The organism is Metabacillus fastidiosus NBRC 101226, from assembly GCF_001591625.1.
Taxonomy (GTDB): domain Bacteria; phylum Bacillota; class Bacilli; order Bacillales; family Bacillaceae; genus Metabacillus; species Metabacillus fastidiosus.
This window is the reverse complement of sequence record NZ_BCVG01000118.1, coordinates 1-10847: the sequence shown is the minus strand read 5'-3', so window position 1 is coordinate 10847 and position 10847 is coordinate 1. Positions and strand designations below refer to the sequence as shown.

The following is a 10847-nucleotide window of genomic DNA, read 5'->3' as shown; positions in this document are numbered from 1 at the left end:
TTACTGCCCGTTAAGGCTGGGATAAACAAAGTATCTTTGTATTAACCCTCTATTTAAGAAAACTCTCACATGAGGTTTTTTTCTTCTTTCTTATATTACTTTTCGTTAACTAATCTTTAGATTAAATTCGTGTATAGGTTCGTTATAAAAATAAGAAACAGAAAATGGATAAGGCAGGAATAGTTTTGAAAGAATTAATGATTTTGCTCAAAAATGTTACACTTGATCGATTACTCTTTTACCATTCTTTTTAAACAATGTTGTACCTGCTCAGATGTACTGAATATTAAACTTAAAAAGGATCGCTGGCGGGCGATCTTTTTTAACAGCTGACTTTTTCATTATTTTAAGTGAGGAGCTTTTAATATTAAATATCCATTCCGTTATTTATCATAATATTAGAAGATGGTGAATTATAGGAATGTAAAAGATATTTCAAATTAATATTAGATACTATTTTAAAAATAATTGCTAAAAAAAGAACAAAGCTTACAAATGCTGTTACAAACCAAAATATTGAATTGTCAGCATTTATCATACCTAAGCTAAACAGTACAAATAATAATTCAGCAATAGTTGCCAGGCCAATGTTTTTAAATATTTTACTCAACTCCTGTTATATGTTTACAGTTAATTACGTTACAGCTAATAAAAAATTTCAAAAAGATAAGAAGATTAAGTAGTCTTCCTATCTTTAAACCAAGTCATTTTATTTTCTGTTTTGTTGTAAAAGCAGAGCTAATCTGTTAGCTATAACTTTTTTCCTTTTCTTTTTTTGAAACAAAGTTTTGATGTAAAAAAACATGATTTCACCTCATTAAAGAATAAAAAAGCGTTGTGAATGATCAAAACATATTTAAATTCAATTTTGTTAAAATATATTAGATTTTATATTTTAGCAGAGAAAAAGACAAAATCAATCATTTTTCGACAGAATAATAGTTATTTCTACCTATAAAAATATCACAAAAAGTTTTATCTCTATTATTTTATAGTGTTAATTTACTATAAAAACTCTAACAGCTAAACAGAAGAAAGGTTTAGTTCAATATAAAAGTTCACCTCTAAATAAGAACCTGAAAATGAATATTACAAAATGGCCGTTAGAAAGTAATTAATGTTTAGCTTGTGGTATTAATGAAGCAAATTTTAAGGGAATTTTCAAATGAAAGTTCGGGTATTCCGATTATAAGTGCAACTATAATTTGACTGCTATGTTAGTACTGTTGTTAACTTTCAAGAATGACACGAGTATCATAAAGATTTTAATGACAACATTATCCACTAATCCAAGAAGAAAATAAAAATTACAAAAAGTAATAAAGAGAGCAAAGAGTTATATTGATATCTAATATATTGAAGGTGCCTAATTACCAAAGTAATAGATACTGAGTGTAAAGATAATTGTGAAGAGATCAAAGCGGAAATAGCAGTTACAGTAAAAATTTTCGAACGTAAAGTTTCTTCTTTAAAAGATTTGTTTTCACTTTCCAAGTATAATCACTCCAAATAAATTTCATTATTAATTTGAATACGATTATTATCAATTGTACTTATCAATGATTAGAGAAGGAAAACATGGTCTTTTTGTATCAGTTTATTAAACTGTTCTATCTAAATATAGCAGTATTTAATAGGGTTTCTCCAACCACTTATTTACAACTAATTATACTATAGATAATAAAGAATTTAACTTTTATTTTATGAAATCTTATCAGTCGAAATGAAAAGAAGATACCGACTATGAAAGTATCTTCTTTTTTATCGCATATCACTTTTTCAAAAATCTCCTAATCAAACTCATTACAAGGGAAAGTAGTGTATAGAGTAGTACCAAGATAAAGAAGCTTTCATTGAAAACAGAGAAAGTTAAAATGGTATTACAAACTATTTTTTAATCAGTAAATAACCTATAATGGAAGCTAGAACTACATTTTAGTTGGAATTATTCATTATTCTTTATTTCTAATGTGATAAAATGGAAATTAAATAAATGAAATTAAATAGGATAATTGTATTGAAGCGGAAAGAATGGCATGCACGGTTGATATTGATGATGTCATATTATATATGCCTATAATCAATACATAAATCAAAAGAAAGATGTAGGAATAAAACATGAAAAAATTCCTTTGATAGAACGATCAGAAATAATGTAAAATAATGGTTTTAAATACAGAGCTTTATTTAATAAGGGGGAAAATAAATATGGAAGCTAGTAAGTCTAATGTTGGATATACACTATTCCAACCGGTCGGGTTTCATCATGAATTTACTCATATTGATTTAATGAAACAGCAAGTAGCCGGAACTGTTTCGTATAGAGGAAAAGTATATATGACTGTTATTGTAAATATAAAAACAGATACTGTACAAGTAGAAGGAAGCATTGATGATTTAAGTGATGTAAATATAGATGAAAATTCTTATATTGAAATGTTTAAACATCAGGCAATATTTCTTATTCAGAATAATATTTCCAATCCAAAACAGTATTATGATGAATTTTGAGACTAAGCTTTTACCTGTTTAATTATTTTGGAATATAGAATAACAAGCCAGCCGCGCTAACTTGTTATTAAGTTAGATCTTTTTTTTTCACAGACCACTGTGTGGAGGAATTAGTATGTTTGTTTAATTTTTGCGCCAATAACTGTGCAGAAGAGAAGTCATTAAAAATTTTATCTAAATGACTATTTGAGTCCTTTAATGTTTCTATTGTTCCATTGATGTTCCGTATTAATATGAACATATCGGTCACCCCTTCAACTTTTTAATTTGCATCCAAATTTGTTAAAAGCTATGCTATATAAATTTTAAAAAACTATATAGCTTTTAAGTAAAATTAATATAATAAATACTTATAATGGGAGTGAAGTATGTAATCTTTGGATGTTGATTTATCTTGATTACTTCTAGATTTATGATCTTATAATAATTATATAAGAAAAGTAAGCGATTACAAGGATAGGAAAGACCTATTTAGATGTAAAAAAAAGTAAATTAAATTTTGTTTCTTACAATATCATATCCGTGCTTGATGGGATTCAAACTAACCCTTATAGCTCTTGGTCTGAACGTAGTTTATATCATTTATTTAGTTCGTCTATCGTGTATCAGAAAGTTAAAAATGTATAGTTCTTAAGTAACATTCTATTTGAATTCTTATAAGTATAATGGGTTTTGTTTTATATGGTAGAAATGTAAAAATTAAATGAATTAATTGAGAGGAAGGGGATTATTAAATGAATGCGTATCGAATTTGAAAATCCTTTTTTCTATATTTAAAACATGATAGGTCCTTTTAAAATGTAAACAAAAAAATAGAGAGACTGTCAAAACACACAGCCTCGACCTCTCACCATAACGGTTCGTCTTTATTAGTTAATTTTAAAAATAATGGCATAATGGATAGCGTTATAAGCACGAAAGCAATTTCTAGCCATAATACAGAAGTTAGAGATAAATGGAACATCACAGAAAATGGAAGAATGAGAATGGGAAGACAAAAAAATAAAGACATTCTAGTTCTTGAAGACCTACTTTGATATTGAATTTCTCCACAATGATTGCATTTCATACTGTTTCGGAATGTTAATAAGTTTTTTAATGAGTCAAACCAAGACCATTTTCTTGTGCAGTTCTGACAAACAGGCATATTGAACCCTCTCTTTCTTAGGGATTTTCTATTTAATATTTATACGTTCTTAACGACTGATAAGTTTCGTTTTCTTAATGAACTTGTACATCTTCTCTCCATTAAAGCAAATAATTATAAAGTTTAAATTTCATCTAATCCCTGTTCCAGTTTGTTTTTAAATATATAAGATTAAAAATTATCATCCGGATGATAATTTTTGGGTAATAAAGGAGTAAAGGAATTTCTCGAATAAAAGATGTTAAAAATCAACTTTTTATGTTCGTTAATAAAAGGAGGTTAAGCATGAATTATTCAAAAACTCTTTATAAGCAGTTAATAAAAGAAAGTGAATTGAATATAGGGAAAGAACTGGTTATTGTTTGTGTAGGAACGGACAGGTCTACCGGAGATTCCTTAGGACCTTTGGTTGGAACATATCTATCTGAAATGAATATTAAAAATTTTATTGTTTATGGAACGATTGAAGAGCCTGTTCATGCAGTTAATCTTCAAGAAACAATGGATTTAATAAATAAAAGGCATAGTGATCCATTTGTTATTGCTATTGATGCATGTTTAGGAGCGGCCAAGTCCGTAGGAGAAATTTCATTTATAAAAGAGCCACTGAGACCAGGAGAAGGAGTAGGAAAAAAGCTTCCGTCGATAGGAGTTTGTTCTATTACCGGGGTAGTCAATGTAAGCGGACATATGGAAATGCTCGTTCTTCAAAATACAAGACTAGCTGTTGTAATGAAGATGGCTAAAGAAATAGCGGAAATTATTAGACTAACAGATTATTATTTAACTAATAAATACTATAAAGAAATAGCTGCAGCAAAGTTGTAAGCTGAAATATCAGGTGTATAGGACTTACATATGCCGGGCTTATATCCACCGGGGAGTTTTTATAAGAACTCATAAATAGGAGAAGGAGATTTTATTAAATGCACGACAATCTCGGCAGCCCGGCTGTCATGATAAAAATATTTTCTTCATAAAAATTTGTTTGTTAAAAGAAAGATTGTACTAATCCCTGTCTTTATTTTTCAAAAGATATATTGCCATGCTTATATATATTATAAATAAGAGGAATAAAAAAACAGGGGTGGATAATTGATGAATCTCCATTACATCACCCTTTAATTATTTTAATTCAGCTAGAGAAGGATGAAATATACACAATAATATAATTATTATTGGTAGTGATACTAAAAAAGCTCTAAGGGGATTTATATAATGGATCCTGATTACGGTAAAGAGGATTAGATTGAAGACACAGGACCAAAAAATATTCCAGCCATTTTCATATATAAACAGCCCTTTTTTATAGAAAAGATACTCAATAATTGTAAAGAAAGCTATCCATATTATTATGTACATATATTGTTTTTTTTCTTTTGGATAGTATCTTAAATAGATCATAATTACGACAGGTATAATGATGAGAGTAAATGTAATATCTATTATTGTATGGTTTATCCAGTCAATTGTTATAGCTCTGTATTTCCAAAGAGAGTGGTTGTAGAAAATAAAATTATAAAGCAGATTACAGATAATATAGTATTGAACAGTAGGATAATATGATTTCCAATTTTTCCAATCAACAAAAAAATAGGCAAATATGATGTAAACAGCTACAACTAGTATTAGAAACATTTAATCAGCCTTTCTCATTTCATGAACCTATATTTGTTAACATAAATTAAAAATTATTATGGCGAAAAACCTTAAATATATTACTTGCTATATGTTCTGAAAAATTTAAGCTGGAATAGATGAATGAAAATAATAATGGATAAGAAAAAGCTGAGTACTAGTAATTCCGATTATTATGATGAAAATATCCTGATGCTATAGAAGCATAATCGAAAAGAAGACAGAAAATACTCCAGCAAATAATATAAAAAGATTGATTGAATAATGATTTTTTAAAAGGATAAAAGTTCATAAACAGCACACCTGATGAAGGAAAGAGAATTAAAACAACTAAAGAGCTTTCAAGCTGAATACCAGGTGTGAAATAACCGTAAAAATGATATTTGAGACTCAATACTATATCTGTGCAAAGCCCTAAGATTATGGAAAATAACGCAATTACATATAATTCAGATTTAGGAAGTTTTTTTGGAACGACTGAAACCGCAGCAATAATAATGCGGCAGAGCAAATTAAGAAAATCATAGCCGGCATCTTCCTTCGCAGTAAATGTATAGTTCCGGTTAAATAGTATGCCCTTAAATTGGAGGATTATGATTGGGATTAACAGCTTGGCATTTAACAGCCAAGCTGTATTTATATTTAAAATGAGCATACTTAATGCAGGCCTCTATTAAGAAATAAGAAATATCAATTGCTTATATGAATGAAAGAGTTAAAAAGAAAATCTCATTGTTATATTTGAGCTGCTAAAACAGAAAAACGCCCGAAAAAGGCGTCCTGTTAATTGTTTTTATTCACTTTCCCATTGTTGCCTTTATCAAGGCCAGTAGCATTATTAATCACTTGTGCCACCAGGTTTAAACCTTGATCCGTTACGTTCATGGAATCAGATTTTTGCCCAATATCTTTAGATTTTTCTTGTTCCTTCATTATAATTGCCCCCTGAAATATAGAATTTGGAGTAAATGAAAAAATATTCGAAAGAAATTCAAATAATCATTATAAATTCCTCTATAAAAATTAGACCAATGGGCATCCCGAGGAGGGGAGGTTACTGATACTAAGTAGTAATGTACCCGGATTACAAGCCGAATCTTACTTTTTATATAGTAATCTACACTGTTTTGTTCCTTCTATGAAAGACTCTGTTTCATTTGTATTTAAAATAAAAGAAATCTTCCTCATTGAACAGATTAGAAAAAAGGTTGTCTGCTGTCATAATTGGGAAATAGATAAGGTATAGATATCGTTTCTTAAAGGAAAAAGGGAGTGGAATACTATGTCAAATATAAATCAAATGCCTCATGAAGAAGGGATCGATCATAGTTTAAGTCTTATAAGAGAAGGATATATGTACATTTTAAACCGGTGCCACGGTTTTCAATCGAATATTTTTGAAACTCGTTTACTTGGAAAGAAAGTTATTTGTATGAGAGGAAGCGAGGCGGCAGAGGTTTTTTATGATACGGAAAAATTTAAACGGGAAAATGCTGCACCAAATCGAGTCATACAAACGTTATTTGGGAAAAATGGTGTCCAGACATTAGATGGAGAGAGCCATAAACACCGTAAGGAAATGTTCATGTCCATCATGTCTCCTGAAGAACTTGAAAAACTGACTGGAATTATTGAAGAACAGTGGGAGTCAGCAGTGAATAAATGGGAGGGGATGGAAGAAGTTGTTTTGTATGAAGAAGTGAAAGAAATCTTGTGCAGGTCAGCCTGCCAATGGGCTGGCGTGCCCGTGGAAGAAGATAAGATTAAAGGATTGACAAAGGATTTAGGAGTGATGTTTGAGTCGGTAGCTGTAATTGGACCGAAGCATTGGATGGGAAGAAATGCGAGAAATCAAGCGGAGAAGTGGATGGAAGAGATTATCGATAAAGTTCGTGAAGGAAAAGAGAACCCGCCTCAACATTCTGTATTATATAGATTTGCCTGGCATCGTGATCTAAAAGGAAATCTTTTGGATCCAGAAGTTGCCGCTGTAGAGGTAATAAATATTTTAAGACCTATTGTAGCAGTGGCTATATATATCAACTTTATTGCATTGGCAGTACATCATTACCCGGAGGAAAAAAAGAAGCTTAATTCCAGTGATGAAAAATATACTCATATGTTTGTACAGGAAGTTCGCCGCTTTTATCCGTTTTTCCCATTTGTTGCAGCAGTGGTAAAAGAGGATTTCACTTGGAAAGGCTATTACTTTGAGGAAGGTACTTTAACTTTTCTGGATATTTACGGAACAAATCATGATCCAGAAAATTGGGAAAATCCGGAGCTTTTTAGTCCTCTTCGATTTATGGAACGGAAGGAAAGTCTTTATGACTTTATTCCACAGGGTGGCGGTGATTACTTTATGGGACATCGATGTGCAGGCGAGTGGATTACTATTGAAATAATGAAGATAAGTGCTGATTATCTGGCAAATCTGATAGAGTATGAAATTCCTGACCAGGATTTAAGTTTTAGTATGGTTAGTATACCGAGTATCCCACATAGTAAAATAGTGATCAAAAATGTTAAACGAAGAACATAATTTTGTTGAAAGTAACAGTATATCTTCGCTTAATCCATTCTAATACTATGTATAAAAATTAATTCTTTGAAGAAATTTAGAAAGAGAATGGATTAGGGGGGCGGTTTTAAATGAATTATGAGGAGTACTGGGAAAAGATATATGAAAAACGTGATGAATTAAACTCGTTGTTTTCTGCTTACTGGGATCAATATTCCAGTTTAGGGAACTGGCAGTTCTGGGTGGTACTGTTCCTCTTCATTTTTCCTCTCGTTTTGCTTTATTTTAAAATTGACAGAACAAGAGTATTTGAAATACTTTTCTTTGGATATACAGTTCATTTACTATGGGCATATACTGATATAGCACTTGGAAGGAGCGGTTATTTCGTTCATACGTATTTTTTAATGCCTATTTTCCCGAATGCCTCCAATATGACTGCTTCTGTACTTCCAGTCAGCTTTTTGCTGCTGTATCAATATTGTACAAATCATAAGAAGAATTTCTACTTATACACAATTATTTTAAGCGCTGTCTTTGCCTTTGGATTTGCTTCTATTGAGGAATATTTTGGTCTAGTGAATTTTAGGAGAGGGATGAATCAGTTTTATCTTTTTCTTATAGATGTAGGAGCAGCATTTATTTCTTACTGGTTTACAAATTTAATTTTAAAATGTAAGAAATGAAATAAAAAGAAAATAGTATCTATATACAGAAAATATGCTGAAAAAGGCATGGAAACTAATTTTAAGAATGGAAGAAGTAAAGGCATGAGAGTTCTTATTCGTTTAATTCGTTCTTCATTTATTATATAATTGCTTGCGGGAAGAAAAATCAGCAAAATAAAAAGACCTGTTTTAGGTCGAAGAAGATTCGTAAAAGAAATCTTTTATCTCTTTTAAAGCCATCTGTACTTAAAGCAATTAAAATTAGTTCGCGCCACTCTTTATCTGACATTATCTCTTTTATTTTATCTAAGTTGTCCATAGAAACCCCTTTAGCAGAGATAGAATTTTATGATAGATATTTTTCATTATAATTCATTGCATATAGATTAGGAGAATTGTTTACTTAAATTAACATAATTGTAAGGAATGAAATATTTCAATATATCCTAGTTGAAATTTGATTGATAAGATGGTGATCTAGCCAGCTTATATGATCTTTCATTCTGTTTAATATTTGCTAATTTAGCAAATATTTTAAAAAAGAACTGTATCTCTTTTTTTGTTGTGATAGAATAGTCCTATCTTTTATTATTAGTAGCGGCAAGTCTTTACAGCTCTATTGGTGGCATACTTTATACAGATTGGAGTAGAAATGAGTAAGAAAAGAAAAGTATTTATCATTTTTTTAATTTCAAGTTTATTATGGATTTTTAGCACTAATTATGTATTAAGTTTATTCGACCTTGATTATGAACAATTGTTCTTTTTGGAACAATGGAAAGATTTTATTTTTGTCTTACTATGCTCTATTTATTTTTATTTTTTTATAGTGAAAAGAGAAGGTATCGAATATATTGTGAAACAGAAGCAGCAGGAAAAATTAGAAACATTAACGAATGCTATGGTTGATTTCGTCGTCTTTAAGGACGGGGAAGGAAAATGGATTCAGACAAATGAATTTGCCCGAAAACTCTTCCAGGTAGAGAATATTAAGCATATTGGGAAAACCAATTTAGAGATTGCTGAATACATTCCGACTTACCGAGAGACACTTGAAATTTGTCAAAAAGCTGATGAAGAGGCATGGAGTGAAAATAGGGTACACAGACATATTGAAGTTATTCCAATGCCTGATGGAAGCAATAAATTATTTGATACAGTAAAAATTCCTACCTTTAATGAAGACGGCTCCCGTAAAGAATTAGTCGGCCTGGGACGGGATATTACAGATAAAGTTGCTGCTGAAAAGAAGCTTGCAGAAAGTGAACAACGTTATAAATCATTATTTGAATATAATCCTGAGCTCGTTTATATGATCGATCTTAACGGAAGACTGACAAATGTTAATTCAAATTTACATAAACTGACTGGTTATACTTCGGCTGAGTATATGAACGAATCAATTTTGCCGATTATTGCGAAGAAAGACCGCCCAAAAGTGAAAAAAGCCTTTATTGAGGCTATAAAACATAAAAGATCATGGATGAATAATGAAATTGAGCTTATTACAAAAGATAAAAGCAGAAAAATTGTAAGATGTACAGCTGTACCAATGATTATTAATGAACAAATAGTCGGTTTGATCGGCTATGCAATTGATATAACGAAAGAAAAAGAGACAGAAGAAATTCTCAGGAGAACAGAGAAGCTGTCAGTAGTTGGTGAGCTGGCTGCAGGCGTGGCGCATGAAATCAGGAATCCGCTCACATCATTAATTGGATTTGTACAAATGCTGCAGCAGTCGGGAAAAGAATCAGATCAGTTTTATTATAAAATTATGCTTGATGAACTGGATCGTATTAATGATATTGCAAGTGAACTATTAGCACTTGCTAAGCCTCAGAAAATTAAGTTTGAGAAAAAAGATTTAAATGATATTTTCTCCAGTGTCATTTCCCTATTTGATACACAAGTAAATTCATTAGGAATTCAATTAAAGCTTGACGCCGCTGAAAGTATTCCCCTTATTTACTGTGAGCCAAATCAGTTAAAACAGCTTTTTATTAATATTATTAAAAACTCAATTGAAGCTTCGGCGCACAAGATTGAAATAACATTATCCAAACCGGACAATAAGTATATTTCTATAAAAGTAGAAGATGATGGCTGCGGAATAGAAGAAAGCAGGCTAAAGCATTTAGGAGAACCGTTCTACTCCTCAAAGGAAAAGGGAACAGGTCTCGGTCTTACTGTAAGCCACCGGATTGTTGACTCCCATAAAGGAGAAATTTTCTATCACAGTAAAGTGGGCAATGGAACGATTGTTCATATTATTTTACCAATCCAAAATTAAAATAAAAGATTTGCCTCTCGTTTTACCGAAAGGCGAGTCTTTTTTATCCCAGCCTTAACGGGCAGTAAG

Annotated in this window: 10 protein-coding genes; 5 read left to right on the top strand and 5 right to left on the bottom strand. The window is 30.8% G+C overall.

Features of this window, described 5'->3' with window-relative positions:
* Positions 1–1771: 1771 nt before the first annotated feature.
* Positions 1772–1837: a hypothetical protein gene (locus tag BFA01S_RS23375; protein ID WP_235843071.1), complete on the bottom strand. Its 66-nt coding sequence runs from the start codon at positions 1835–1837 to the stop codon at positions 1772–1774.
* Between the two features lie 371 nt (positions 1838–2208).
* Here BFA01S_RS23375 and BFA01S_RS18775 point away from each other — a divergent pair, with 371 nt between their 5' ends.
* Positions 2209–2511, top strand: a complete 303-nt coding sequence (locus tag BFA01S_RS18775; RefSeq protein WP_066234398.1) for a hypothetical protein — start codon at positions 2209–2211, stop codon at positions 2509–2511.
* 847 nt (positions 2512–3358) lie between these two features.
* Here BFA01S_RS18775 and BFA01S_RS22105 read toward each other — a convergent pair.
* Positions 3359–3658, bottom strand: a complete 300-nt coding sequence (locus tag BFA01S_RS22105; protein ID WP_082800078.1) for a TIGR04104 family putative zinc finger protein — start codon at positions 3656–3658, stop codon at positions 3359–3361.
* A 285-nt stretch (positions 3659–3943) separates the two neighbouring features.
* On the opposite strand from BFA01S_RS22105, the gene yyaC reads away from it, so the two are divergent.
* Positions 3944–4486, top strand: coding sequence for a spore protease YyaC (yyaC, locus tag BFA01S_RS18770; protein WP_235843070.1), 543 nt, complete (start codon positions 3944–3946; stop codon positions 4484–4486).
* 297 nt (positions 4487–4783) lie between these two features.
* Here the strand turns inward: yyaC and BFA01S_RS23595 are convergent, their stop codons facing one another.
* The 3 genes from BFA01S_RS23595 to BFA01S_RS22950 all read right to left on the bottom strand — a co-directional run bounded on the left by BFA01S_RS23595 (position 4784) and on the right by BFA01S_RS22950 (position 6229).
* Complete coding sequence (locus BFA01S_RS23595) at positions 4784–5296, bottom strand: CBO0543 family protein (RefSeq protein ID WP_066234393.1); 513 nt, start codon at positions 5294–5296, stop codon at positions 4784–4786.
* 157 nt (positions 5297–5453) lie between these two features.
* Entirely contained in the window at positions 5454–5951 is a 498-nt protein-coding gene (locus BFA01S_RS18760) for a CBO0543 family protein (RefSeq protein ID WP_066234390.1), read from the bottom strand.
* Positions 5952–6079: 128 nt separating this feature from the next.
* On the bottom strand, positions 6080–6229 hold the full coding sequence (locus tag BFA01S_RS22950) for a hypothetical protein (RefSeq protein ID WP_169800508.1): 150 nt from the start codon (positions 6227–6229) through the stop codon (positions 6080–6082).
* 349 nt (positions 6230–6578) lie between these two features.
* On the opposite strand from BFA01S_RS22950, the gene cypC reads away from it, so the two are divergent.
* The 3 genes from cypC (at position 6579) to BFA01S_RS18745 (ending at position 10778) form a co-directional block, all read left to right on the top strand.
* Positions 6579–7838 (top strand): CYP152 family fatty-acid peroxygenase CypC, encoded by a 1260-nt coding sequence (gene cypC / locus BFA01S_RS18755; protein WP_066234389.1) that lies wholly within the window; start codon positions 6579–6581, stop codon positions 7836–7838.
* Positions 7839–7948: 110 nt separating this feature from the next.
* Positions 7949–8503 (top strand): hypothetical protein, encoded by a 555-nt coding sequence (locus tag BFA01S_RS18750; RefSeq protein ID WP_066234387.1) that lies wholly within the window; start codon positions 7949–7951, stop codon positions 8501–8503.
* A 634-nt stretch (positions 8504–9137) separates the two neighbouring features.
* Positions 9138–10778: a PAS domain S-box protein gene (locus BFA01S_RS18745; protein ID WP_066234384.1), complete on the top strand. Its 1641-nt coding sequence runs from the start codon at positions 9138–9140 to the stop codon at positions 10776–10778.
* The last annotated feature ends 69 nt before the right edge of the window (positions 10779–10847 follow it).

Bases quoted from the DNA above. Each gene is read 5' to 3' on its own strand.
- BFA01S_RS18745 (WP_066234384.1), top strand. From the start codon at position 9,138: ATGAGTAAGAAAAGAAAAGTATTTATCATTTTTTTAATTTCAAGTTTA.
- BFA01S_RS23595 (WP_066234393.1), bottom strand. From the start codon at position 5,296: ATGTTTCTAATACTAGTTGTAGCTGTTTACATCATATTTGCCTATTTT.
- yyaC (WP_235843070.1), top strand. From the start codon at position 3,944: ATGAATTATTCAAAAACTCTTTATAAGCAGTTAATAAAAGAAAGTGAA.
- BFA01S_RS18775 (WP_066234398.1), top strand. From the start codon at position 2,209: ATGGAAGCTAGTAAGTCTAATGTTGGATATACACTATTCCAACCGGTC.
- BFA01S_RS18750 (WP_066234387.1), top strand. From the start codon at position 7,949: ATGAATTATGAGGAGTACTGGGAAAAGATATATGAAAAACGTGATGAA.
- cypC (WP_066234389.1), top strand. From the start codon at position 6,579: ATGTCAAATATAAATCAAATGCCTCATGAAGAAGGGATCGATCATAGT.
- BFA01S_RS18760 (WP_066234390.1), bottom strand. From the start codon at position 5,951: ATGCTCATTTTAAATATAAATACAGCTTGGCTGTTAAATGCCAAGCTG.
- BFA01S_RS22950 (WP_169800508.1), bottom strand. From the start codon at position 6,229: ATGAAGGAACAAGAAAAATCTAAAGATATTGGGCAAAAATCTGATTCC.
- BFA01S_RS22105 (WP_082800078.1), bottom strand. From the start codon at position 3,658: ATGCCTGTTTGTCAGAACTGCACAAGAAAATGGTCTTGGTTTGACTCA.